21 protein-coding genes and 1 tRNA gene are annotated in these 25,160 nt (G+C 72.6%); 13 read left to right on the top strand and 9 right to left on the bottom strand.

Annotation, left to right across the window (positions count from 1 at the left end; translation table 11 throughout):
• Positions 1–5 precede the first annotated feature (5 nt).
• The 5 genes from BJ958_RS23220 to BJ958_RS23200 are packed head-to-tail and all read right to left on the bottom strand — an operon-like array spanning position 6 to position 6,196.
• The gene (locus BJ958_RS23220; protein WP_179729185.1) at positions 6–1,184 is read right to left on the bottom strand and encodes an aminoglycoside phosphotransferase/kinase family protein; all 1,179 of its coding nucleotides are present in this window, start codon (positions 1,182–1,184) and stop codon (positions 6–8) included.
• Positions 1,181–2,410, bottom strand: a complete 1,230-nt coding sequence (locus BJ958_RS23215; protein WP_179729184.1) for a ParB N-terminal domain-containing protein — start codon at positions 2,408–2,410, stop codon at positions 1,181–1,183. Before BJ958_RS23215 ends, BJ958_RS23220 begins: the two co-directional genes overlap by 4 nt.
• Positions 2,407–3,291: a sulfotransferase domain-containing protein gene (locus BJ958_RS23210; RefSeq protein ID WP_179729183.1), complete on the bottom strand. Its 885-nt coding sequence runs from the start codon at positions 3,289–3,291 to the stop codon at positions 2,407–2,409. Before BJ958_RS23210 ends, BJ958_RS23215 begins: the two co-directional genes overlap by 4 nt.
• Positions 3,288–4,787 carry an oligosaccharide flippase family protein gene (locus tag BJ958_RS23205; protein ID WP_179729182.1) on the bottom strand — a complete coding sequence of 500 codons (1,500 nt, stop codon included), beginning with the start codon at positions 4,785–4,787 and terminating at the stop codon, positions 3,288–3,290. Before BJ958_RS23205 ends, BJ958_RS23210 begins: the two co-directional genes overlap by 4 nt.
• Entirely contained in the window at positions 4,784–6,196 is a 1,413-nt protein-coding gene (locus BJ958_RS23200; RefSeq protein WP_179729181.1) for a YveK family protein, read from the bottom strand. The genes BJ958_RS23205 and BJ958_RS23200 overlap by 4 nt, the downstream gene beginning before the upstream one ends.
• 291 nt (positions 6,197–6,487) lie before the next feature.
• Between BJ958_RS23200 and BJ958_RS23195 the strand changes: the two genes are divergently transcribed.
• From BJ958_RS23195 to BJ958_RS23150, 10 genes are all read left to right on the top strand, one after another.
• Positions 6,488–12,001, top strand: a complete 5,514-nt coding sequence (locus BJ958_RS23195) for a PKD domain-containing protein (RefSeq protein WP_179729180.1) — start codon at positions 6,488–6,490, stop codon at positions 11,999–12,001.
• Between the two features lie 240 nt (positions 12,002–12,241).
• The gene (locus BJ958_RS23190) at positions 12,242–13,684 is read left to right on the top strand and encodes a sensor histidine kinase (RefSeq protein ID WP_179729179.1); all 1,443 of its coding nucleotides are present in this window, start codon (positions 12,242–12,244) and stop codon (positions 13,682–13,684) included.
• Between the two features lie 5 nt (positions 13,685–13,689).
• Positions 13,690–14,376 (top strand): response regulator transcription factor, encoded by a 687-nt coding sequence (locus tag BJ958_RS23185; protein ID WP_246319092.1) that lies wholly within the window; start codon positions 13,690–13,692, stop codon positions 14,374–14,376.
• Between the two features lie 282 nt (positions 14,377–14,658).
• A complete protein-coding gene (locus BJ958_RS23180; protein ID WP_179729178.1) occupies positions 14,659–16,098 on the top strand; it encodes a hypothetical protein in 1,440 nt (479 codons plus the stop codon).
• A gap of 120 nt (positions 16,099–16,218) precedes the next feature.
• Positions 16,219–16,668, top strand: coding sequence for a UDP-N-acetylglucosamine--LPS N-acetylglucosamine transferase (locus BJ958_RS23175; RefSeq protein ID WP_179729177.1), 450 nt, complete (start codon positions 16,219–16,221; stop codon positions 16,666–16,668).
• Positions 16,665–17,168, top strand: a complete 504-nt coding sequence (locus BJ958_RS28805; protein WP_179729176.1) for a glycosyltransferase — start codon at positions 16,665–16,667, stop codon at positions 17,166–17,168. The genes BJ958_RS23175 and BJ958_RS28805 overlap by 4 nt, the downstream gene beginning before the upstream one ends.
• The gene (locus tag BJ958_RS23165) at positions 17,165–18,544 is read left to right on the top strand and encodes a sugar transferase (RefSeq protein ID WP_179729175.1); all 1,380 of its coding nucleotides are present in this window, start codon (positions 17,165–17,167) and stop codon (positions 18,542–18,544) included. Before BJ958_RS28805 ends, BJ958_RS23165 begins: the two co-directional genes overlap by 4 nt.
• 15 nt (positions 18,545–18,559) lie before the next feature.
• Positions 18,560–20,536: an eIF2A family protein gene (locus BJ958_RS23160; protein WP_179729174.1), complete on the top strand. Its 1,977-nt coding sequence runs from the start codon at positions 18,560–18,562 to the stop codon at positions 20,534–20,536.
• A gap of 116 nt (positions 20,537–20,652) precedes the next feature.
• The gene (locus tag BJ958_RS23155; RefSeq protein WP_179729173.1) at positions 20,653–20,847 is read left to right on the top strand and encodes a hypothetical protein; all 195 of its coding nucleotides are present in this window, start codon (positions 20,653–20,655) and stop codon (positions 20,845–20,847) included.
• A complete protein-coding gene (locus BJ958_RS23150; protein ID WP_179729172.1) occupies positions 20,844–20,996 on the top strand; it encodes a hypothetical protein in 153 nt (50 codons plus the stop codon). The genes BJ958_RS23155 and BJ958_RS23150 overlap by 4 nt, the downstream gene beginning before the upstream one ends.
• Positions 20,997–21,024: 28 nt before the next feature.
• On the opposite strand, the gene BJ958_RS23145 is transcribed toward BJ958_RS23150, so the two are convergent.
• Together BJ958_RS23145 and BJ958_RS23140 are read right to left on the bottom strand one after the other, a co-directional pair.
• Positions 21,025–21,537, bottom strand: a complete 513-nt coding sequence (locus BJ958_RS23145) for a nuclear transport factor 2 family protein (protein ID WP_179729171.1) — start codon at positions 21,535–21,537, stop codon at positions 21,025–21,027.
• Positions 21,538–21,600: 63 nt separating this feature from the next.
• Positions 21,601–21,682: transfer RNA gene (locus BJ958_RS23140), tRNA-Tyr, on the bottom strand.
• A 93-nt stretch (positions 21,683–21,775) separates the two neighbouring features.
• Here BJ958_RS23140 and BJ958_RS23135 point away from each other — a divergent pair.
• Both BJ958_RS23135 and BJ958_RS28800 read left to right on the top strand, forming a co-directional pair.
• On the top strand, positions 21,776–22,267 hold the full coding sequence (locus BJ958_RS23135) for a YajQ family cyclic di-GMP-binding protein (protein WP_179729170.1): 492 nt from the start codon (positions 21,776–21,778) through the stop codon (positions 22,265–22,267).
• A gap of 10 nt (positions 22,268–22,277) precedes the next feature.
• The gene (locus tag BJ958_RS28800; RefSeq protein ID WP_179729169.1) at positions 22,278–23,042 is read left to right on the top strand and encodes a lytic transglycosylase domain-containing protein; all 765 of its coding nucleotides are present in this window, start codon (positions 22,278–22,280) and stop codon (positions 23,040–23,042) included.
• Here the strand turns inward: BJ958_RS28800 and lhgO are convergent.
• Positions 23,021–24,220, bottom strand: a complete 1,200-nt coding sequence (lhgO, locus tag BJ958_RS23125) for an L-2-hydroxyglutarate oxidase (RefSeq protein WP_179729168.1) — start codon at positions 24,218–24,220, stop codon at positions 23,021–23,023. The two genes, BJ958_RS28800 and lhgO, sit on opposite strands and share 22 nt — an antisense overlap.
• Positions 24,221–24,264: 44 nt before the next feature.
• On the opposite strand from lhgO, the gene BJ958_RS23120 reads away from it, so the two are divergent.
• Entirely contained in the window at positions 24,265–24,747 is a 483-nt protein-coding gene (locus BJ958_RS23120) for an SRPBCC family protein (RefSeq protein WP_179729167.1), read from the top strand.
• On the opposite strand, the gene BJ958_RS23115 is transcribed toward BJ958_RS23120, so the two are convergent.
• Positions 24,704–25,153, bottom strand: a complete 450-nt coding sequence (locus BJ958_RS23115) for a hypothetical protein (protein ID WP_179729166.1) — start codon at positions 25,151–25,153, stop codon at positions 24,704–24,706. The two genes, BJ958_RS23120 and BJ958_RS23115, sit on opposite strands and share 44 nt — an antisense overlap.
• Positions 25,154–25,160 lie beyond the last annotated feature (7 nt).

Below are 25,160 nucleotides of genomic sequence, written 5' to 3'. Positions count from 1 at the left end.
GGGTCTCACACCTGGGTCAGGCGCTCGAGTGCCACCAGGGTCTGCATCGCGCGCGGCGAGATGTGCTCCCCGCCGGGCACGTCGACCAGCCGCAGGTACCGGGTCAGGATCGCGACCAGGTAGAGCAGGCTCGTCACGTGCGGCTCGCCACCCAGGCTCCGGTCGCGGTACGACGCGAAGCACAGCGCGCGCAGCACCCCCTCGATCGAGGCCGGCACCCCGGAGTTGAACGAGTTCACGACGTAGTGCAGCGGGTCCAGGCCCATCGGTACGCCGGTCTCGAAGCGCTCCCAGTCCCACAGCAGGACGGCGTCGCCGGACACGGCCATGTTCCACGGCGTCCAGTCGCCGTGCCACGCACCCCAGCTCAGCGCCCGCCGTCCGACGATCCCGTCGACCCGCTCCATCGCCCGCCCGAAGCGGCCGCGCAGCACCGGGTCGACCAGCGCCCCGGTGGCCTCCCACTGGCGCTGCCACCACGCGGAGTCGGTCAGCCGGCCGTCCGGCGAGGCGAAGGACGACGCCAGCTCGGTCATCGCCTCCTCGGGGGGCGTCCAGGCACGCCGGTGGCGACGCCACGGCGAGGGCTGCAACGGCCCGATGACGAGGACCGGGCGCCCGGCCCACGACGTCCGCGCCAGCAGCGGGGGCGGTACGACGTGCTGGTACTCCAGGGCGGTCACCGTCGCCAGCGCCCGGCCCTCCGCCGTCACGTCGGCGCAGGTGTTCTCCGACCAGCCCACCTTGGCGAACGCCCGGCACCGGCCCTCCTCGTCGAAGACCTGCAGCACGGGCTTCCGGTTCACCCGAGCGGTGCCGATGCTGAGGCTGAAGCTGACCGGCGTGCCGAGGACCTCCGAGAGGTGCACGGCCAGCCCGTCGTGCCCGCCCCGGATCTCCACGCGCTGGCGCAGCAGCCCGGGCAGCGCCCGCACGGCGGCTCCCGCAGCCACGCGCGAGGTCGTCTCCCACCAGGAGGAGGCGGTGCTGAACCGGCGCAACGAGGCCCCGGCGGCCGTGGCCGACTCGACGGGCACCAGCACGGTCGGGTCGTCGCCACGGCTGAGCAGGGCGTAGCGGGCGCGTACCGGCCGGCCGTCGCCCGCCGTCCCCGCGGGGACGACGTCGGCGCCGGGCCACAGCTCGGCCACGGTCTCGAGCAGCTCGCTGGTCACCGCGCTCACCGGTCCTCGCGGACGCAGACGAACAGGTGGCGCCCGTAGTTCTCGGCGTACGGGCCGACGGCGTCGCGGTCGGGACCCAGGTCGAGCACCTGGTCGAAGGTCGTGTTCGTCAGCAGGAAGTCGCGGATGTGCTCGGGGTTCCAGCCGCGCAGTGACTTCTGGAACCAGCGCTCGTGCTCCTGGCCCGTGTCGAAGAAGAGCACCCGCCGCGTCGACTTGTCGAGCAGCCGGATCAGCTCGACCTCGTCGCAGGAACCGCGGCCGAGCACGAAGTGGTGCAACAGGCTGAAGCACGACACGACGTCCCACTGCTCCCGGGTCCCGCGCAGGACCTCGACGACGTCCCCGATCCGGATCCGGTCCGGGTCGACGCCGTAGACCAGCCGGCCCAGGGTCGCGCCGAGCGGGTCCCGCTCGATGCCCTCGGCCGCCATCCCCCGCTCCGCCATCTGAGCGACGAACCAGCCGTAGCAGCTGGCGACGTCGAGGTAGCGACCCTCGAGCAGGCCGCGCGGGCGCAGGAAGCCCTCCATGGCCTCGAGCCGGTCGACGCAGCAACGCACGATCGGCCACAGCGCCGCCAGCTCGGGCGAGTCGACGGGCTGGTAGAGCTCCCGGCCGCCCTCGAGCCACGACATCTCGTGGAGCAGGTCCTGCAGCGGCGTGCTGACCTTGCCGCGGCGCACCCGCACGGGGATGGTGGTCGCCCCGGCCGCGGCCGCCAGCGCGATCCGGTGGTGGCCGTCGATCACCTGGAAGCAGCTCGAGTCCGCGATGGGTGCGACGAGCACCGGCTGGCCGGGCGGGGAGTGCATCACGCCCGTCGGCACCTCCGCGGGCTCACCGGCCGCCCGGGCGAGGACCTGCCGGGCCTGGGCCACGATCCCGGCGTCGTCGGTCGCGTCGAAGTAGACGCCCGTGTGCCGGATGCACGCCCGCGCCATGCGCGCATAGCTCGACCGGAGGATGTCGTGGTCGGACTGGCCGGGTCCGCGCTCCAGCAGCTCCGCGTGCGGCCCCTCGACCACCCGGCGCGAGGGCCACAGCGGGTCCATCATCGCCGTCGCGAACTCGTGCCCGCTCATCCCGTTCTGGCCGCCGAGGAGCAGGTGCGACAGCCGCACCTCGCGGGTGCCGGGGTGCCAGCGGGTGCCCCGTGCCAGCCGGTGACGGACGGGGCCCGAGAGCACGGTGTGGCGGCCGCGGGGAGGATGGAGTGCAGTCATCGCAGTGATTCCTTTCGCCAGCTGGGCACCCGGCCGAGGAGCTCGGCGAGGGCGGCGTCGTGGTCGTCGAAATGCCCGCGCAGCCGGGCCTCCAGGTCGGGGGGCAGCGGGTCGCCGGGGCGCTCGTTCCAGCGGCCGACCTCGTCGGGGCGGTGCACCGGCAGGCCGAGGCGGCGCTGCAGGTCGACGTACACCGGCACCGGGTCGGCGAACAGCTCGTCGGCCTCGACGACGTGCACCCGGTCCGGGCCGAGCTGCTCGACGAAGCGGTGGAGCTGGACGGCGTACTCGCCGCGCTGCAGGTAGGCGTGGTGCCGGTGCTCGAAGCTCAGCGTGCCGGGCTCGGCCGCCAGCCGGGCGGCGACGCCGGCGGTGCGTGCCGGCTCGCTCTCGACGGCCTCGGCGAACGGCAGCGTCTCGAAGCCGCGGGCGAGCTCGTGGCGGTGCGCCGAGTGGGCCCGCGCGACCGGGTCGCGGACCATCGCGACGACCTGGACGCCGGGCAGGTCGCGGGCGATCCGCTCGGCGGCGAGCGGGTGGAAGAGGTAGTAGCCGCTGCACTCGAAGCTCGTCCGGCGCCAGCGGCCGGGGCGGCGCAGCGGGAAGTGGGCGCGGTACCAGCGCCGGCCGTGCCGGTAGCCGTCGTCGAAGTAGCCGGTCCCCTTGTCGACGGTGGGCCGGCACAGGTGCGGGTGCTCGCTGAGCAGCCGGAACAGGGTGGTCGTCCCCGCCCGCTGCGCGCCGACGACGATGACACCCGGCTCCTCGCGCAGGTCGGCGGTCAGCCAGCCCCACCCGAGCAGGAGCGCCCGGGCCGCGCGGACCACCGGCTCGGGCAGCCGGCGCCGCGCCTTCCCCGCCACCGTGCGCAGCCCGCTCATGCCGTCACCAGCTCTCGTCGCCGGGGCAGGAACAGGTCGACGGCGAGCCGGGCGCGCAACCGCCACACCACCGCGACGTAGCCCACGGCGACGAGCGCCGAGGCCAGCAGCCAGGTCGCAGGGGTCAGGCCGCCGAGGGCCTGCGCGAGCGCGAGCGGTACGCCGACGCAGCCGAGGGGAACGGCTGCGGCGACGAGCAGGGTGCGGCGACCGGGCAGCAGCCCGATGTCCGGGCGGACCTGGACCACCGCGAGCGCGCACCGTACGACGACCGCGACCGCCCAGGCGAGGGCGGCACCGGCGATGCCCATCCGCGGGACCAGCAGCAGGCAGCCACCGACGTCGACGACCAGCGCGACCAGGGTGTTGGCGAGGCTGCGGGTGCTGCGCCCGGTCATCAGCAGGAGGGTGTCGACCGGTCCGGAGGCGACCGCGACCAGCATCCCGCCGGCCATCACGAGGGCGACCGTGCGGGCGTCGTCGGTGGTGTAGGCCGTGCCGAACCAGCCCAGGTAGGCCAGGGGGGCCGCGGCGACGCACAGGTAGACCGGCCACGCCAGCAGCACGCTCCAGCTGGTGGTCACCGCGAACACCCGGCTGAGCAGTGCCCGCCGGGCTCCGGCGTCCCCGGCCTCGTCGGCGAGGATCAGCGTGAACCTCGGCTGCACCACGGAGGACACCGCCTGGTTGGCGAGCTGGCCGAACACCACGAACCGGGTCGCGACCGTGTAGACGGCAGCGTCCGTGGGCGTCAACAGCCAGGCGACCAGCACGATGTCGAGCCGCTGCACGCCGACCTGCGCGATCCGCGCCGCGGCCCTCGCCCAGGTGAAGCCCCAGAACTCGCGGGGAGTGACGTGCTCCCCTGCCGGGGCGTCGGGCCCGGCCCTGCGCAGCACCCCGTGCAGGGCGCGCACGGCGAGCACCGCACTGAGCAGGTAGGCCGCCCCCCAGGCGAGCGCCAGCACGGCGCCGGGCAGCCCGGCGACCACGGCGGCGCTCACCAGCACGATCTGCGCCCCGGGTCGCACGATCCGGTCGATCAGCACGGCCGCGCGGAAGGTCGCGTGGGCCTGGACCGCGGCCAGGCACAGGTCGGAGGTGGCGGCGAGCGGCAACGCCCACACCAGCCACCGGGTGTCGGGCCACCAGGCCGCCAGGGCCAGCGCCAGCGCTGCGGCCACCACCAGCACCGGGATCGCAGCCATCCCCACCAGCCTGCGCACGGCACCCGGCTGGTCGGTCCGCAGCACGAACCGCGCCAGCCCGGTGTCGGTCCCGAGCCCGGCTGCCGCGAGCGCCACGAGGAAGACGGCCGTCGCCGCGAAGAACCGGCCGGCGGGGTCCGGGTCGACGCCCCGGGTCACGACCAGGACCAGACCGAAGCCGGCGAGCGTGCTGAGCACCGCGCCGAGCAGGGTCGCCGTGCTGCCGCGCGCGACCGCGCGCAGGTGGTGGGCCTCGAGGTCCGAGGGCTCTCCGGTCCGATCCGTCACGACTCGTCCCCGCGCCCGTGGGTGAGGACCAGCCCCGCCACGACGGTCCCGACCCGCTCGGCCTCGGCGGTGAGAACGGCGAGGTCGGCCTCGGTGGCCGAGCCCTGCGGGACCTCGGCGACGACGGCGGTGGCGGCGACCAGCACGGCGCGACCGACCGTCGTACCCAGTCCGGGCGAGCGCAGCAGGACCAGGTCGGCACGCTTGGCGAGCTCGGCGAGGATGCGACGCATCTCCGCGGAGGCGGCCAGGTCGTCGAGGTCGTCCGTCGGCGGCGCTGCGTCGACGGCGCCCGGCAGCGGCTCGAGGGGCCGCAGCCGGTTGCGGAAGTGGCCGTCCTCGACGAGGACGTCGGCGACGACGGCCTGCTGCATGACCAGCTCGGCCATCGCCTGGCGGTCCGCGCGGCGGGTCAGGTCGACGGCGACGACCTCGTAGCGGGCCCGCACGAAGGAGTCGACGAGCGCGGGGAAGGCGATGGAGGCCCCGGCTCCGACCGCGCCCACGGCGACCACGGGTGGCCGGTCCGAACCGACAGCGAGCACCACGGATCGCGCGTGGGCGATCACGTCGCTGTCGGCCCGGACCGGGGTCCGGAGCTCACCGAGGACCGTGGGGCCCGCGTCGGCGAGGTCGTCGAGGTGACGCACCACGCCGGGTGCGGCACCGGTCCGGCGGACGACCGCGATCCCCAGCACCAGCAGGGCCGCGAGGACGCCCGCGATCGCGCCGACACGGGTCGGCGAGGCCCACAGGCCCGCCCCGACGACCTGGCCGGGCGTGACCACCTGGCCGGGGTCGAGCGCGACGGCCTGGGCCGCGGCGAGCTGGGCGCGCAGGGAGCCGATCTGGACGACCTCCTCCTGCACCTGCTGCTGGATCAGGGCCCGCTCGGGAGCATCGCTCTTGAGCTGGTCGAGGTGCGCGACGGCCGCGTCCCGCTCGTCCTCGCGCTGCTTGACCAGCTCCTCGAGGCGTGAGGTCTGCTCGTAGACGGCCGACTCGGTGCGCGAGCGGCGGAACTCGAGGTAGACGTCGCCGAACGCGGACGCCCGGGCGACGGCCGTGGCGTCGTCCTTGCCGCGTGCGGTGATCTGGAGCAGCTGGGTGTTGGGCGGGACCACGACGGTGACCGCCGCGAGCAGGTCGGAGGGCGTGCCGGCCTCGTGCAGCTTGTCCAGGACCGCGCGGGCCACGGTGTCCGAGCGCAGCACCTGCGCCTCGGTCTCGAGGTTGACCAGGTCGTCGCCGCGGCCACCGGGGCTGTAGGCGTTGCCCTCCAGCGGGTGCAGCATGATCGTGGCGGTCCCGACGTGCTCCTCGGCGCGACGCTGGCCCCAACCCCACGCCGCGGCGCCCGCGAGCAGACCCGCCAGGAGCGCGAGCGCGACGACTCGCAGTGGAAGCACACGGCGCTGCTCCACGTCCACCTCCCCGGTCCAGGTCCGGCAGATCGGTCTGGTCGACCGAGCCGGTCCGCTCGATGACCGGTTCATCATGGGCGCCCCCAGGGGCCCGTGAGCAGGGCGTCGGCAGATACCCCCAATTTGTGGGATGGGTGCGCTGCAGGCCGCCGAGAGCCCCGAAAGTGCGGGCGAATCCTGCCCAATATCGGTCATGCCCCTGCCGTGTGACCGTTGACACGATCGCCGTGCCCTCAGGACCGAGGGCATCATGCGAGTGCGGGGACGGTGAGGCAGATGCGCACAACCACCACCAGTCGGCGTCAACCGGTCCCTAGCCGACGATGGCGGCGCATCGCCCGGGCGGTCGTCCCCATCATCACCGCCTTCGTGGTCGTCCCCGCACTCGCGCCACTCAGCCCACTCGTGCCGCCGGCCCAGGCCGCCCCCGGCGCCGTCTCCTTCGTCGACGCGGCGAGCACCGCCGGGAACCGGACGGCGCACGTCGTACGGATCCCCAGCACCGTCCAGGCCGGTGACGTGCTGCTTCTCGAGCTCACCACGAACACGACGGAGGCGATCCCCGACCTGGCCGGCTGGAACCCGCTCGCCAGCCGCGACGGCAACGGCATCCGCAGCAGGCTGTGGACCCGGACCGCCGTCGCCGCCGACGCCAACGTCAACGTGACGGTCACGACGACCGCCGCTGCGAAGTCGTTCATGTCGGTCGGCGCCTACCGCAGCACGGGCCTCGCCCCGTCGGTCACCGCGCTCGCCGGTGGCTCGGACACGTCGAGCACCAGCGTCGACGCCCCCGCGATCCCCGTGGCCGCCGCCGGCTCCTGGCTGGTCGGCGTGTGGACCGAGAAGTCGTCCACCGACAGCACCTGGACCGTGCCCGCGGGCACGACCAGCCGCACCACCGCGGCCACCACCGGCAGCGGCAAGGTCAGCGGCGTGTGGGGCGACTCCAACGCACCGGTCGCCACCGGTACGGCGCCCGCCCGCACCGCGACCCTCACCTCCGCGGCCTCGCGCAGCGCGACCTTCTCGGTCGTGATCAACCCCGGCGACCTCAGTGACACGGCGCCCCAGGCCTCCTTCACGGCGAGCTGCAGCGGGCTCACCTGCTCCTTCGACGCGTCCGGCTCGACCGACGCGGACGGCGACACCCTCACCTACGCGTGGGCCTTCGGCGACGGCCAGACCGGCACCGGACGCACCCCCAGCCACACCTACGCCTCCGCCGGGCAGCGCACCGTGACCCTGACCGTCAGCGACGGGAGCCACCAGGACGTCACCACCCGGCAGGTCAGCCCGGACGTGGCGGTCACCGCCGGGCAGATCCAGTACGTCGCGGCGGCCAGCTCCGCCGGCAACGCGCCCGGACGCTCGGTGACCATCCCCAGCACCGTCGAGCCCGGCGACCGGCTCGTCCTCTTCCTCGTCACGAACACCACGACCGTCCCGATCGAGGACCCCGCCGGCTGGACCCTGATCCAGACCCGCGACGGCAACGGGATCCGCGGCCGGGCCTGGACCCGCAGTGCGACCGCGGCCGACGCCGGCCGCGACGTCACCGTGTCGAGCGGCACGACGTACGTGAAGTCCGCGATGACGGTGGCTGCCTACCGCAGCACCGGACCGGCCGTGGTCGGGGCGTCTGCTCTGGGGGGTGCGGACGCCCCGGCCACCAGTCACACCGCACCGGCGGTCACCGCGGCCAACGCGAACTCGTGGCTGGTCAACGTGTGGAGCGAGAAGTCCTCCACCGACACCGTGTGGACCCTGCCCGCCAGCGAGAAGACGCGGACCCAGGCCGCGGCCTCGGGGACCGGCAAGGTGAGCGCGATCCTCGGCGACTCCGACGGCGCCGTGCCGGTCGGTCCCCTCCCCGGGCGCACTGCCACCACCAGCACGTCCGTCTCGCGCGACATGCTCCTCTCGGTCGTCATCGACCCCGGCGTCGACGCGACCTCCACCAACGAGCCCCCGGTCGCCGACTTCTCGACCGGCTGCGCCGGCATGACCTGCGAGTTCGACGCGTCGCACTCCTACGACCTCGACAAGGACGCGCTGACCTACACGTGGCAGTTCGGGGACGGGCAGACCGGGACGGGCGTCAACCCGTCACACACCTACGCGACCACCGGCAACCGGACCGTCACCTTGACGGTGAACGACGGCCACGGCCACACCGACCAGACCACGGGCACCGCGACGGCGGTGCCGCTCGACCCGGCGCCGGGTCACGCCGGGCTGGTGCCGGACACGCCGCGCACCGACCAGCCGACCATCACCGACGGTGAGATCTGGGACATCGAGGTCGTCGGCAACCGGGTCTACATCGCCGGCACGTTCACCTCGATCCGGCAGCCCAACAACGGCGCGATCATCAACCAGCCCAGCCTGGCGGCGTACAACTGGAGCACGGGACAGGTCGACACGACCTTCCGGCCGACCTTCACCAACGGCGGCGTGGACGCGGTCGAGGCGACGCCCGACGGCACGAAGCTCTACATCTCCGGCACCTTCGGCACCGTGAACGGCCAGACCAGGAAGGCCATCGCCCAGATCAACCCTGCGACCGGTGCGCCGATCGCCGGCTTCGTCGCGAACGCCAACGGCAAGGTCAACGAGCTGGCCGTCACCAACACGACGGTGTACGCCGGCGGCCGCTTCAGCACCATCAACAACGTGCCGCGCGGCGCTCTCGCCGCTCTCGACGGTGTCACCGGCGCGGTCCGCAGCGACTTCGTCAACAACATCACCGGCGGCATCGGCACCAACGGCGACCTCGCCGTGCAGCGGCTGAGGCTGAGCCGCGACGAGGGCCGGCTGCTGGTGGTCCACACCGGTCGCCAGGTCAACGGCCAGGACCGGTACGGCGTCGCGATCATCAACACCCGCACCAACAAGCTGACGCCGTGGAAGACCACGCTGTGGCAGGACAACCTGCAGTTCGTGGGCGGCATCCAGCGCGCCTACGGCGGCGACATCTCGCCGGACGGCTCCTACTTCATCGTGACCAGCGGCTCGGGCGGCGACCGCCCACCGATCAACGACACGGTGATCAGGTTCAACATGAACGACGACCCGAACGCCCAGCCGGTGTGGATCACCCGGCAGTTCGACTCGACGTACTCGGTCGTGATCACCGAGGCCGGCATCTACGTCGGCGGCCACTTCCAGTGGTCCGAGTCGGCGACCGCACCGCTGCCGTGGCCCGGTCTCGACGACGTCGGCTACGGCACCGGGCAGGGGCTGTCGGCGTACGCCCTGGGCGACGCGGTGGTCAAGCGCGCCCACCTCGCGGCGCTCGACCCGGTCGACGGGCACGCCCTGGAGTGGTTCGTGTCGTCGAACTCCAACGAGGGCGACAAGCACCTCGAGGCGACGCCGCGCGGCCTGTTCGTGGGCGGTGACGGCAACACCAAGGGCGGCTACAACGTCGGCCGGATCGCCTTCCTCGACTTCAACAGCGTGCCGGCGCAGAACGGCACCCAGACCACGATCACCGCGCCCATCGAGGGCCGGATCGAGCCGGTGAACGAGCAGTACGAGATCACCGGCACGGCGACCGCGGCCTCGGGCATCAACCGGGTCGAGGTCGAGATCCAGGACCGCAACACCAACCGCTACCTCAACGACGACCTCACCACGTGGGGCACGACGACGCTCAACACCTTCAACGCGACCCTGGACCCGGGCACCGGCCCGACCCGCACCTGGCGGCTGCCGCTCACCATGGCCACCAACCGCGAGCTGCTGGTCCGTGCCCGCGCCGTGGCGGGCAACGGCACCGGTGACAACACCAAGGCGTCGAAGAAGTTCGAGACCTTCGGGACCGCCGACGCGCCGCCGACGACCAGCATCACGGGCCCGCCGAGCCCGCAGGCCCAGACGACCTTCACCATCACCGGCAGCGCGGCCGACGACATCGGCGTCAACGGGGTCAGCCTGACCCTGCGCGACACGCAGAACCGCTACCTGCAGGACGACGGCACCGTGTCCTTCACCTACAACTCGTTCCAGATCACGCCCGACGTGGTGGGCGCGACGTCGACCACTTGGTCCTACGAGGTCACCGTGCCCTTCGAGGACGAGTGGTGGGCGCAGGCACGCTCCTCCGACACGGGTGGCCAGTCGTCGCTCGACACCGCCGACCGGCGCTGGATCGTGACGACCACCGGACAGGCGCCGACGGTGTCGATCAGCCAGCCGGTGTCGATGGTGCCGCCGACGGCGGTCCAGCCGGTGACGGTGACACCCGGCAGCCCGATCACGTTCGCGGGCTCGGCCAACGACGACCAGTCCCTGCACCAGGTGTGGGTGACGCTGCGCAACACGTCAACGGGTGAGCGGCTGGCGGCCGACGGCTCCTGGGGCACGAACGTGATCGCGGGCTCCTACCGGATCTCGCCCGTCAACATCAACCAGGGAAGCTACAACTGGAGCTACACGACGCCGTTCAACCTCAGCCCCGGCAGCTACACGTTCACGGTCAGCGCCGACGACAACATCGGCCTGTCGACGTCGTCGGCCAACCAGGGCCGGCTGACCCTCAACGCCACCATCCCGGGCGACAACCCGCCCAACGCGACGATCACGCCGACCGGGACGATCACCGGCCAGCAGGTGCTGCTGCTGAACCTCTCGGGCGCAGCCACGGACGACAAGGGCGTCGCCCGCGTCGCCGTGTCGCTCCGCGACGCCGACACCAGCCGCTACCTGCAGCCGGACGGCACCATGTCCGCCTCGCTCGCCTACCTGGACGCCACCTTGGCCAGTCCCGGGGCGACGAGCACCACCTGGACGCTGAACCGGGCGCTGCCGACCCAGGGTGACTGGAACGTCACGGCGTACGCCTGGGACACGGCAGGCCAGCAGGACCCGTCGACGACCGGGGCGACGTCGCGCTACCCGATCTACCCGGGCGACCAGCCGCCGGTGCTGACCGACGCGCTGCTGAGCCCGACCGAGGGCGCCGAGTTCCCCGACGGCAAGATCTTCGTGAGCGGCCGGGCCGAGGACGACCAGGCGATGCAGCAGGTGCAGGTCGGGATCGTGAACTCCGCCGGGCAGTACATGAGCTCGACGGGGACCTTCACCAGCACCACGCCGAGCTGGCGCACGGCGTTCCTGAACAGTCCCGGCACCCCCGGCTCGAACTTCTCCTACACGACTCCGGTGATCCCGGCCGGGGCCTACACCGTGCAGGTGCGGGCGATCGACCAGCACAACTTCGTCAGCGCGGTGTCCGAGAGGCATGCGACCGTCACCCACCCGCCCAACAACCCGCCGGTGGCGAGCTTCACGGTCAGCTGCACCAACAACGTCTGCACCTACGACGCCCGCAGCTCGACCGACGAGAACGCCGCGACCCTGACCTACTCGTGGAACTTCGGCAACGGCACCGGCACCGGTCCGCTCCCGACCCGCACCTACGCGACGCCGGGCACCTTCACCGTCACGCTCACCGCGCGGGACGAGTGGGGCGACACCGGCACCGCGACGCAGACCGTCACGATCACGACACCGCCCGGAAACCGGGCGCCGGTGGCCGTGCTGAACCCGCCGGCGTGCTCGGGCCTGGTCTGCAACTTCTCGGCCGTGGGCTCGAGCGACCCGGATGCGGGCGACACGATCACCTACCGCTGGGTCTGGGGCGACGGCACCGCGAACGCGACCACGAGCTCGGTGTCCCACACCTTCCCGGCGGCCGGCACCTACACCGTCCAGCTGACCGTGACCGACGGTTGGGGGGTCGCCACGACGACCACCCGCCAGGTCACGGTGAGCACACCCTGAGGACGGTGACGCCGCACCGACACGCCGAGCAGGCCCAAAAATTGGGTACGTTGAGGTCTTCCTCGACGTGGGGCCGGACACCCGCGCATAATCGCCAGCATGACCGGTCCGCACCAGGGCCGTCAGTCCCGGCGCTCTCGCCGAGCGCTCTCTCGGGCGGTGGCTGGGCGGCCGTCAGTCTCCTCGCCGAGAGCAGCTGATCGCGCGCCCCTGTGGTGGGCCGTGCTCCTCGCGTGTCTGATGCTCCACCCGTACGGCGTCCTGCTCCTCGAGGACCCGTCGACCCAGTCCGTGGCTGCGGCCGGGCACCTGAGCATGGTGCTGGCCGACCTGGTCCTGCTCGGCAGTGCGCTCGCGCTGAGCTTCGACGTGAGCATCGAGCAGAGCCTGGTCAAGGCCCGGCTGGCGACCGCCGCGACGCTGGTCGCCGTCCAGGACCTGCCGCTCGTGATGATGTCGCTCGGGGACCCGGCGAGCGGCGGGCACAGCTACCGGCTCACCGCGGGGCACCTGGTGACCGTGCTGGTGCTGTACGGCGTCTTCTCCGTCGGCACCCGGGACCAGCACGCGCCGCGCTTCAACCCGATGCTCGGTGGGTTGCTGCTGGGGCTCGGCGTGCTGGCGGTCCGGCTCGGTCAGATCCTCACCGACCCGGCGCCGTTCCTCACGGTCGGCCAGTGGCAGGACGTGCTGGTGCTGGCGGCGATCGCCGGCGTCACGGTCCTCGTGACGGTGCGCCTGCTGCGCTCCCCGCTGCCTCACTGGGCAGCCCAGCGGATCGCGTGCGGCGTCTTCGTGATCTTCGCGGCCCGGGCCTGGGCGACCCTCGTCGAGGCGTCGTCGCCGCCGCCGGTCGTGATGGTCGGGGTGGTGCTGTGCAGCTCGCTGGTGGCCACGACCGCGATCGGACTGCTGGGCGCCTCGCTGCGTGAGCACAGCTCCCGCGAGGCGAGCCTCGTGCTGCGGGCCGCCGAGGCGGAGGCGACCGTCCAGCACGACCGGGAGGTGGTCCACGAGATGCGCGCCGCGACCGCGGGGATCGTCGCGGGCGTCCACCTCCTCGCCAGCGACCAGGTCCCGCCGGGACCGCGCCGACTGGCACTCAAGCACATGGTCGACGCAGAGGCGGCGCGCCTCGGTCGCACCTGCACCGACGACGGTCCCGACCAGCTCGCCGAGCTCGCGGTCGACGACGTCGTCGAGCCCCTCGTCATCGCCCAGGAGGCGCTCGGTCACCGAGTGCACTGGCACCCCGACGGGCACCGCGTCCTCGCCCGTCCCGACGCCCTCGCGGAGGTCCTCAACGTGCTCCTCACCAACGCCCACCGGCATGCTCACGGGCACGCCACCACCGTCGTGTCGCAGGTGACCGGGGACTGCGTCGAGATCCGGGTCTCCGACCGAGGACCGGGCATCGAGCCCGGCCTCGAGGACCGGCTCTTCCAGTGGGGAGCCCGCGGCTCCGGCTCGACCGGCCAGGGCATCGGACTCCAACGGGCCCACCGGCTGATGCTCGAGCTCGGTGGCTCGCTGCACCACGACCCCTCCGGCCGTGGCGGCGGAGCGACCTTCGTGGTCACGCTGCGCAACGCCGGCCTCGACGTCGACGCCGGCGCAGCACTGCTCATGTCGTCGTCGGAGTCCCGGGAGCCGTCGGTCACGACGGCCGCGGCCGCGAGCTGACGCCGATGTCGACCGGACGCCCCCGCCCGATGCGGATCACCATCATCGACGACCACGCCCTGTTCGCCGAGTCGGTCTCGCTGACCCTCGAGGCCGAGGGCTACGCCGTACGCCGCATCGACCTGACCGACGAGCACACCACCCTGGCGACCGTGCTCGCGACCGCCCTGCGCAGCGCCCCCCGGGTGATCCTGCTCGACCTCGACCTGGGCCGCGTCGGCGACGGCATGCGGCTGATCACGCCCCTCGCCGCTGCCGGCATCGCCGTGGTCGTGGTCACCGGAAGCGGCGAGAGCGCCCGCCGCGGCGAGTGCCTGCGCCGCGGCGCGAAGGCCGTGCTCGTCAAGACCTGCCCGCTGCACGAGGTCGTCGCCACCGTCCGCCGGGCCCGCGACGGGCTGCCGCTCATGAACGCCCAGGAGCGCGGCTCGCTGATCGAGCTGGCTCTCCACGACCGCGACGAGGTCCGCGACATCCGCACCCGGCTCGACCGCCTCACCCGCCGCGAGATGGAGGTCCTCGGCGCCCTGATGCGCGGTGCACCGGTGCGCGAGATCGCCCGGGACAGCGTGGTGTCCGAGGCGACCGTGCGCACGCAGGTGAAGTCGATCCTGGCGAAGATGGAGATGAGCTCCCAGCTCGCCGCCGTCGGCGCGGCCTACAAGGTCGGCTGGCACCCGCCCCAGGGGTGAGGTCTGCCGGTGGTCGAGGGGTGAGGGACGTCGGCGAGCCTCCATTGCCAGGCCCGCCCGGCCGCTCGCCCATGAGTCTCGGTTGCGTAGCGGGCACAGTCTTGAAAAGGCGCAGCGACGAGAGAGCTCCGTAGGGGGTCGGGTTCCGCTGTCGGGTTGCGGTTCTCCCCGGGATCAACGAGGTAGCGCGCGACCGGCCGCGACCTCGAGAACCCGCTAGAAACAATGCGAAACTCGCTGCACGACACTGGCTGTTCGAACATGTGTGCGATAAAATCAAGCATGATCTCGGACCTCTCGGACGCCACACCGGAGCAGCTGCTCCACGCGGCCGAAGACCGTGTCCGGATGGCGCGCGAGGTCGAGGTCGACAAGCTCGAGCTGCTGCTCGCCTGGGCCGACCTCCACTCCGGAGACCCGCAAGCCGAGCCCGACGCCGTGCCCGTGAGGTTCGGCGGTCCGCGGTTGATCACCCTCGGTGGGGACGGGACGCCGGAGGTCCAGGACCTGGCGTTGGTCGAGATCGCGATCGCCCGCCACGAGGGCGTGCTGACCACCCGTAACGCCCTGGCGGACGCGTTCGACCTGCGCCACCGCCTCCCGAAGGTCTGGGCCGGCGTGAAGGCCGGACGCTGCGAGGTGTGGGTGGCCCGCAAGGTCGCCCGCTGGTCCCGCAAGCTCGACCGCCACCAGGCCCGGATCGTCGACGACGCGGTCGCCGCCGCACTGGACGAAGCACCCGCACGGATCCTCACGATCGCCGAAGCCAAGATCATCGAGGCCGACCCGGTCGCCCACGCGAAGCGGATCACCGACAACCAGAAGACCAAGGGCGTCTGGTACCCCACACCCCGACCCGGCTCCCAGATCAACGACACCGACGACACCGACGGCACCGGCACCACTGCCGGGGTCGCAACGGTGTTCGCCCGTCTCGACGAGGCCGACGCCCTCGAGCACGCCGCCATGGTCGAGCACCTCGCCACCGCCCTGGCCGAGCAGGCAGCACCGCCCGCTGAGGGCGAGGAGCCGCTGGGGATGGACCACTGGCGCGCCGAGGCCTTCGCGATGCTCGCCGACCCCGCCGCCGTCCTCGCGTTCCTCCACCAGATCGAGGAGGAAGACGCGAAGGGAGGCGACGAGCCCGAACCCACCCCTGCCCCGGCTGCCCCGACGGCCGAGATCGTCGTCCACCTCGCCCAACAGGCCGACGGCACCCTCGGCCCGCTGGCCCGCGTCGAAGGCCTCGGCCCACGGCTGCTCGACCAGGTCCGCGACCTGCTCCGCCGCCACGCCCACGTCACCCTCACCCCGGTCATCGACCTCCACACCGGCCGCTCGGTCAACGGCTACGAGCACCCCACCGACGTCAAACACCGCACCGAGCTCCGCACCATCGGCGACGTCTTCCCCCACGCCACCCGCCTCTTCACCCAGCACGGCCGGGCACCCGACCACGACCACACCACGCCCTACGACAAGAACGGTCCACCCGGTCAGACCGGCGACCACAACGACACCCCGTTGTCGCGACATCACCACCGAGCCAAGACCCACCTCGGTTACACCGTCCTGCAGCTCGGACCCGACAAGTGGGTCTGGGGCACACCCCACGGCCTCCACCGCCTCGTCACCGGCAGCGGCACCACCACCATCACCCGAGCCGAGTACCACCTGCTCGAGGAACAGGCGATCGTGCTCGCCGGCGACTACGCCGCCTGACGGCCTTCGCCGGCGCTCGGCGGAACGGCTCAGACATGCCGTATTTGGGGCATGTCAGCGTTTCGACGCCTCCCTAAGGTCAGGGGATCACCGTCAGCCACCAAGCTCCGGGAGCGCGTCATGCGGGTGCTTCTCGTCTCCTCCTCGGGAGGTCATCTCGCCCAGCTGATGTGCCTGCGCCCCTGGTGGGAGAAGCACGACCGGCACTGGGTCACCTTCGACACCGCGGACGCCGTCGCCAAGCTCGAGGGCGAGAGCGTGACCTGGGCGCACCACCCGACGACCCGCAACCTGGTCAACCTCGCGCGCAACTCCGTGCAGGCCCACCACGTGCTCGACGAGTTCGCCCCGGACGTCGTGGTCTCGACCGGCGCCGCTGTCGCCGTCCCCTACTTCTGGCTGCGTCACCGCCGGCAGACCTCGTCGATCTACCTCGAGGTCTACGACCGGGTCGAGACCCGCACCCTGACCGGCAAGCTGTGCCGACCGGCCACCGACCTGTTCCTCGTGCAGTGGCCCGAGCAGCAGCACCTGTACCGTTCCTCGGTCCTGGTCGGTGAGCTGTGGTGACGCGGGCGCAGCCACCGCTCGTCGCGGTCTTCCTGGGCACCGACCACCACCGGTTCGACCGGTTGGTGCGCTGGGTCGTCAGCCTGTCCGAGCAGGGCCTGTTCTCCTTCCACGTGCAGCACGGCTCCACTCCACTCCCCGACGGTGTCGGCGGGAGCGCCCTGCTCGCGCCCGGCGCGCTGGGCGACCTGCTCGACCGCGCCGACGCCGTCGTGACGCACGGCGGCCCCGGCTCGATCATGGACGCCCGGGAGCACGGCCACCTGCCGATCGTGGTCCCGCGCGACCCGCGCCTGGGCGAGCACGTCGACGACCACCAGCAGCGGTTCGCACGGTTCGTCTCCCGGACCGGTCTCGTCGTGACGGCGTACGACGAGGAGGAGCTCGCGACCCGGCTCTCGCTCGCCGTGCTGACCGGTCACCACACCCCCACGGAGCATCGGGTCTCCCCCACGCTCGCCCGGTTCGAGGCGCTCGTCGAAGACCTCGTGCACCGATGACGGTCCTGGGTGCCCGCACGACGGCGGTGATGACGGCCGAGCACGGGGAGTCCCGGGCTGCGGCACCGTTGCACCACGCCGGCCGCATGCTCGCCGTGTCGGACGCCGTGGCCGCGCTCCTCGTCGTCCTCGTCGCGGGCCTGGTGCCCGACGCGATCTCCCGCCTCGCGCCGGCGTTCCTGTTCGTGCCGATGTGGGTGGTCGCGGTGTGCGCCACCGGCGACTACCAGCTGCCCGGTCACCTCGGCGCCCGCGTCCGGCGCCTGCTGGTGGCCGCCCTGGTGCTGCCGACCGGTGCGCTGCTGGCGGCCGACGTGGTCGGGTACCCCCTGTCGGCACGCACCGTCACCGCGGTGTGCCTCGCGAGTGCCGGCCTCAGCGGCATGGCGCGCGGGGTGATGGCGGCCGTCGCCCGCAGCGGCGTCCGGCTGCGGGGGGTGAGCCACCGGGTCGTGGTCGCGGGCACCACGGACGTGCTGCCCAGCCTGCTCGAGCGCCTCGAGAGCTCTCCGTCCCACCGGTTCGAGGTCGTGGGCGCCGGGGCGATCTCCACCTGCGTCGACGCAGCCCGCGAGGGCGACGCCGACGCGGTGATCCTCGCCCCCGACCCGACCCTCCCTGCGCCCGACCTCCAGCGCCTGTGCTGGCAGCTGGAGGAGGCCGGTGTCGCGATCTTCGTCTGGACCGGGCTGCTGAGCTCACCCGTCGGACGGACCCGGCTCGACCTGGCAGAGCAGCTGCCCCTCCTCCACCTCGGCGCTCCCCGCCGGTTCGGCCCGTCCCACCTGGTCAAGCACCTCCTCGACCGCGCCGTAGCCGTGGTCGCCCTCCTCGTGCTGTCGCCCCTCCTGCTGCTGCTGGCACTGGCGATCCGGCTCGACTCGCCGGGGCCCGCGTTCTTCCGGCAGACCCGGGTCGGCCGGGACGACGCGCCGTTCACGATGTGGAAGCTGCGCACCATGACCTGCGACGCCGCGGCCGTCGCGCCCGACCTGGTCGCGCTGAACGAGGCCAGCGGCCCGCTCTTCAAGATCCACCGGGACCCGCGCATCACCCGCGTCGGGCGCTGGCTGCGCCGTACGTCGCTCGACGAGCTGCCGCAGCTGATCAACGTCGCCCTCGGCCACATGTCCCTCGTCGGTCCACGCCCTGCGCTGCCGTCCGAGGTCGCGGCGTACCTGCCCGACGTCCGGCACCGCCTGGTCGTCCGCCCCGGGATCACCGGTCTGTGGCAGGTCTCCGGCCGTTCCGACCTGTCCTGGGACGACACGGTCCACCTCGACCAGCAGTACGTCGACAACTGGTCGCTGCTGCTCGATGCCCGGATCCTGCTCCGCACTGCCGGTGCCGTCCTCAGCGGCCGCGGCGCCTACTGAAAGGAACCACCTCGCATGGGAACCGTGAACGCGCGCAGGAGCACCGGCTTCGTGCTCCTCGTGGGGATCGTCGTCGCCACCTTCCTGGCCGCGACGCTCTCACCGCCGGCCCGTGCGGCCGACACCGGCAACTCGGCGCCCCAGAACGGGCGGATCGTGGACGTCGACCCGGTCGGCTTCACCCCGCACGTGATGGACGGCGCCGTCTACGCGATGACCCGGGTCGGCGACATGGTCATCGTCGGCGGCACGTTCACGCGGGTGCGCAACGCGAACAGCTCGACCGACATCCCGCGGGTGAACCTGTTCGCCTTCAACGCGTTCACGGGACAGGTGTCCACCACCTTCGTCCCCAACCCCAACAACCGTGTCTACACGCTCGCGCCTGCTGCCGACGGGACCTCGGTCTACATCGGCGGCGCGTTCACCAGCGCGACCTCCGGTGGCACGAGCGTCGCGGTCAGCCGCCTGTACAAGGCCGACGTCGCGACCGGCAACCGGATCGCGGCCTTCCAGCCGGGCAGCCTGAACGGTCAGGTGCGCGACCTGTCGGTCATCGGCAACCGGCTGTGGGTGGCCGGCAAGTTCACCCACCTGCAGGGTCAGCCGAGCGCCGCGCTCGGCACGCTCAACGCCACCACCGGCGCCCGCGACCCCTACTACACCGGCGTGATCGCGGGCGTGCACAACGGCGGCATCACCAACGTCCAGAAGATCGCGACCGACCCCGCCAACGGCAAGCTGGTACTGGTCGGCAACTTCAACACCGTCAACGGCGCCCGCCGTCACCAGTTCGCCGTCCTCGACATCTCCGGGGCCGCCATGGCGCTCGCCAACTACTACACGACGCAGTACGAGTCGGCCTGCAGCTCCTCGTTCGAGACCTACATGACCGACGTCGAGTTCTCCCCCGACGGCAGCTTCTTCGTCGTCTCCACCACCGGCGCGTACGGCGGCAGCGCCACCGTCGCCGGCACCAGCGGCTGCGACGGCGTCGCCCGCTACGAGTCCGCCGCCACGGGCACGAACGTCCGCCCGACCTGGGTGGCCTACACCGGCGGCGACACCACCTGGGACACCGAGGTCACGGCCGACGTCGTGTACGTCGGCGGCCACATGCGCTGGCAGAACAACCCCACCCGCGGCGACGCCGCCGGCCAGGGCGCCGTGTCGCGGCCGGGCATCGGTGCCCTGGACGTGGCCAACGGGATGCCCTACTCCTGGAACCCGACCCGCACCCTCGGCGTCGGCGTGAAGGACATGGTCGCCACACCCGAGGGCCTGTTCGTCGGCTCCGACACCGACGTGTTCGCGAACGAGACGCACCGCAAGGTCGCCTTCGTGCCGCTCTCCTCGGGCGCGACCCTCCCCGCCCGCCGGGTCGGGACCCTGCCCGCGACCGTCTACCGGGTGGCCAGCGGCGGCGCGCAGCTGGTCAGCGTCGGTTTCGACGGGACGACGGCCACCGCTCCCACCGACGCACCCAACGGCACCGGGTGGGGTACGACGGTCGGCGCGTTCATGGTCAACGGCAGCCTCTACACGGCCTACGCCAACGGCACGCTGACGCGTCGTACCTTCGACGGCACGACGTACGGCGCGCCGAGCACGGTCAACGCCGCCGACCAGCTCGTCTTCCAGTCCGACTGGCACAACGGCGACGTCCCGCTCCTCACCAGCCTCTTCTACGACCGCGGCTGGATCTACTTCACCAAGGCCGGCTCGTCCCAGCTGTTCCGCCGCGGCTTCGAGGTCGAGTCCGGTGTGGTCGGCCAGCAGCTGTACTCGTTCCCGTCGGTCACCGGCGTCGGCTACAGCGGGATGCGGGGCGCCTTCGTCGCGGACGGGAAGCTGTGGTTCGCCGGTACCGACGGCTCGTTGACCCGGGCCGACTGGACGCCCACCGGCGCGGTGGCGGGCACCGCCACCCCGATCGCCCCGTCCGGCTCGGGCTGGGCGTCGCGGGCGTTGTTCCCCTTCCAGGGACCCTAGGACCGGAGGGGCGAGGTATGCGTCCCCCGCCCCGGGGTACCCGCGGTGGGTACCGTCCGGAAGCGGCGGTGTCCCACGAGCGCCGCTCCCGGCGCCCGGCAGCAGGAGAGTCGGCCATGGCACAGGACATCAGGAGATCGCGTGAGGAAGACCGCGCGGCCGTCCACCACTTCATCCGGCTCGTCGGTCGTGCCCCCACTGACGAGGAGCTCGCCGAGTTCCTCCGCGGGAGCTCCGGGAGGACGCACCGCGCATCCCTGCGCAGCCTGGGGCTCCGGTACCGGGCCGCCCGACTGATCGTCCGCCTGTGAGCACGCAGGCCGCGGCAGTGCCGTGCACCTTCGACCAGGCACGCAGCATCGTCGAGCAGCTCGAGTCGGCGGTGGTGGACGTGGAGGGCCTCACCGCCCCCGGCCCGGACACGGCGACGGCGACACGCTTCGCGGAGCCGCCGGACTGATCGACGCTGCGCGTCACCTGAGGTGGCGTCAGCCGGCGGCGCGCTCCCCGAGCACCGCCTGCCGCATGACGACGAGCGGATCGCTCCCGTCGCGGCGGCCCCGGGGGCCGGCGCCCTCCGGCGCGAGCAGCCGTCCCGCATCGCTGCGGGTCCACTCCCGCACGGCGAACCGCTCCCGGATCCGCCAGCCGGCCGGCGTGCGGACGAAGTGGTCGACGTACCGGAAGCCGGTGGTGAAGTTCCGGCGCGCGTCCTCCGCCGGGGTGCCCCAGTGCACGGCGGTGCCGTAGGTCTCCGCCACCGCCTCGTCGCCGGCCACCTCCGCCAGGTGGTTGCCGATGACGTGCATCGTCCCGTCGAGCCGCGGCAGCACCTCTCGCAGCCACGCCACGTAGTCGTCCGCCGTCCCGCTGAATCCGGTGTGGTGGTCGACACCGCCCGCGGCGTACACCGCCCGGATGCCGTCGTAGTCGAGCCGGTCGACCGCGCGGCAGTAGCGCAGCACGGTGTCGTGGATCTCGCGGCGGTCGGCGTCGGTCACGACGGTGAGTAAAGCAAACCGCCCCTGGTCCGCGTCTCCGCGGGCCAGGGGCGGTTCGTGCCGTGGCAGGTGAAGGATTCGAACCTTCGAAGGCAAAGCCGACGGATTTACAGTCCGCTCCCATTGGCCGCTCGGGCAACCTGCCTCGGTGTCGTCCGACCGCTTTTGGCGACCGGACCACTACGCGGAACAATAGCGCAGCAGGACCGACCCCTCCGAATCAGCAGGTGACACACCCATGGCCGACTCCTCGTTCGACATCGTCTCCAAGATCGACCGCCAGGAGGTCGACAACGCGCTCGGGCAGACGGCGCGCGAGATCTCGACCCGCTTCGACTTCAAGGGCACGGGCGCCACGATCGAGTGGAAGGGCGAGCACGCGATCGAGATCAGCGCGTCCGCCGACGACCGGGCCAACGCCGTGCTCAGCGTCTTCCAGGACAAGCTGATCAAGCGCAACCAGTCCCTCAAGATCCTCGACGCCTCCGAGCCGCGCCAGTCCGGCCAGGTCTCCAAGATCTCGATCACCCTCAAGGAGGGGATCAGCTCCGAGGACGCCAAGAAGGTCTCCAAGCTGATCCGCGACGAGGGCCCCAAGGGCGTCAAGGCACAGATCCAGGGCGACGAGCTGCGGATCTCCTCCAAGAAGCGCGACGACCTCCAGGCCGTGCAGGCGCTGGTCAAGGCGCAGGACTACGACTTCGCGGTCCAGTTCACCAACTACCGCTGATCCAGCCCTGATGCCCCGTCCCGACCGCTACCTGGCCGGTGCGATCGGCCTCGCGGTGGTCATGGTCGCGCTGGTGATCGGCGTCGGCGTGGCGTTCGCGTACGACGCGGGCTCGCGTCGTACGCCGTTCCCGGACCCGGCGGCGCAGGCGCCCGCGCTCACCGGTGCCCCGGCGCCCGTCGCGCCGGCCGCACCCGCGCAGCCGGCGACAGACCCCTACCGGCCCGACGACGCCTGGCTGGCCCGGGTGGCGGCGCAGACGGGGATCGCGCCGCGAGCCCTGGCGGCATACGCGCGGGCACACCTGCGGGTGGCCGCGGAGCAGCCCGGATGCCGGGTCGCGTGGAACAGCCTGGCCGCGATCGGCGGCATCGAGTCCACCCACGGCAGCGTGCACGGCTCGGTGCTCGGCGAGGACGGCGTCCCGCGCCCGCAGATCCTCGGGCCGGTCCTCGACGGCGGCGCGTTCGGCGCGGTCCGCGACACCGACGGTGGGGTGCTCGACGGCGACACCGCCTGGGACCGCGCGATCGGACCGCTCCAGTTCATCCCGTCCACCTGGGAGACCTGGGGCGCCGACGGCAACGGCGACGGGCTCAGCGACCCCAACCAGATCGACGACGCCGCGCTCGCGGCGGCGCGCTACCTGTGCCACGCCGGCGACCTCGCCGACCCCGACACGTGGCGCCGCGCGATCTTCAGCTTCAACCACTCCGACGCCTACGTCGCCGACATCGCGAACCTGGCCAACGTCTACGCCTCACGGTCCAGCTGATCGACGACGTGCTCGGCGATCGCGAGGCTCGACGTCGCGGCCGGTGACGGCGCGTTGCGGACCACGCTGACCCCGTTGCTGCGCTGGATGACGAAGTCGTCGACCAGCGACCCGTCGGCCCCGACCGCCTGGGCGCGCAGCCCGAGACCGGCACGGGTGACGTCGTCGGGACCGATGGCGGGGACGTAGCGTTGCGCGCCGCGCATGTACGCCGTGCGCGAGAGCACCCCGCGCAGCTCGCCGACGCCGGTGCGCCAGTGCCTGCGCGCGAACCTCCAGAACCCGCCGTACGCCAGGGTGTCCGCGAGGTCGCGCGGCGAGAGTGACGCCCGCCCGTACCCGTCGCGGCTGAACGCGAGGAAGGCGTTCGGCCCGACCTCCAGCCCGCCGCCGACGCGGCGGGTGAAGTGCACCCCCAGGAACGGGTACGCCGGGTCGGGCACCGGGTAGACCATGCCCCGCACCAGGTCCTCCTTGGCCGGGGCCACCTTCATGTACTCGCCCCGGAAGGGCACGATCCGCGGCGTCGCGGGTCCGCCCACGAGCCGGCCCAGCCGGTCGGACTGCAGCCCGCCGCAGACCACCAGCTCATCGACCCGGTGCTCGTCGCCCCCGGCGAGGACCGACAGGCCGCCGGCGACCCGCGCCACGACCGTGACCTCGGCGCGCAGGTGCACGGCTCCCCCAGCGGCGGCGATCTCGGCAGCCATCGCCTCGGCGACCGCGACGTAGTCGGTGATCGCGGTCCGCGGCGAGTGCAGTGCGGCCAGGCCGGCGGCGTGCGGCTCGACCTCCCGGATCGCCGCGCCGTCGAGCCGGCGCAGCCCGGGCACGCCGTTCTCCCGCGCCGTGCGCGCGAGCGCCTCGAACCGGGCGAGCTCGGCCGGATCGACCGCGACCACGAGCTTGCCGCACTCGTCGTACGCGATCGCGTGCTCGGCGCAGTAGTCGCGCATCAGCGCCCGGCCGCGGGTGCACAGCTCGGCCTTGAGGCTGCCCGGCCGGTAGTAGATGCCGGCGTGCACGACGCCGGAATTGTGGCCGGTCTGGTGCGCGGCCAGCCGGTCCTCCTTCTCGAGGACCACGATCCGCACGCCCGGGCGCCGGCGCGCGAGCTCCCGGCCCACGGCCAGGCCGACGATCCCGCCGCCGACGATGCCGATCGTGCCCGCACTCACGCAACCATCATCGCGGGCCGGTCCGACTCCGCCATGATGACCCCGTGAACCCCTCCGCGCAGATCGACATCGACGCCCCGCTCGAGGTCGTGTGGGCCGTGATGACCGACACCGAGCGGTACGGCGAGTGGAACCCCTTCGTCGAGCGCGCCGAGACGGCGCAGCCCGCCGCCGTCGGCAACCCGATCGTGCTCCACGTCGTGTGGGCCAACGGCAGGCGCACGCGCTCCCCCGAGCGGATCACCGCACTGGACGGCCCGACCACCGACCCCGCCAGCGGTACGACGACCGCGCTGATGTCCTACGTCTACGAGGGCCTGCCCTCGAGGCTCGGACTGGTCAGGGGCGTGCGCCACCAACGGCTCACACAGCACCCGGGCGGGCCGACGACGTACGCCACCGTCGAGGAGTTCAGCGGCCCGCTCGTCCGCCTCGCCGGCCCCGGCCGGGTCGCCGACGGCTTCCGCCGTCACGCCGAGGGCCTCAGGAAGCGGGCCGAGCAGGAGGCTTCGCGCCGGGCGGGATGAGGTCGTCGGAGTTCTTCGCCGCCCACAGCGCGAAGCCCAGGACCGCCGCGCCGCACACGATGTCGGCGAGCACGTGCGCCTGGCGCCACCAGACCATGTCGGTGGCGCCAGGGACCGTGTAGTGGGCGATGCCGATCAGCCCGGAGACCGAGTAGCCGGTGAGGAAGACCGCCGACGTGGTGATGTGACGGCGGAACCACAGCAGCAGGCCCACCGCCCCGAGGGCGGTGAACACGAACCAGCCGACGGCGACGAGCGTCGCGGACGGGGCGGGCACGGCGGAGTCGGGACCCGGCACCGGGAAGTCGTCGTGGTTGACGTAGTTGTCGACGTAGTGGACGACCGACACCAGTACCGCGATCCCGAGCAGCCAGCACAGGACCCGCGTCGCCCGCAGATAGCTCACACGCCCC

Source organism: Nocardioides kongjuensis (assembly GCF_013409625.1).
In the GTDB taxonomy this organism is placed as follows: Bacteria; Actinomycetota; Actinomycetes; order Propionibacteriales; family Nocardioidaceae; genus Nocardioides; species Nocardioides kongjuensis.
The sequence above is the reverse complement of the archived record's forward strand: the minus strand, read 5'-3'. Positions and strand labels throughout refer to the sequence as shown.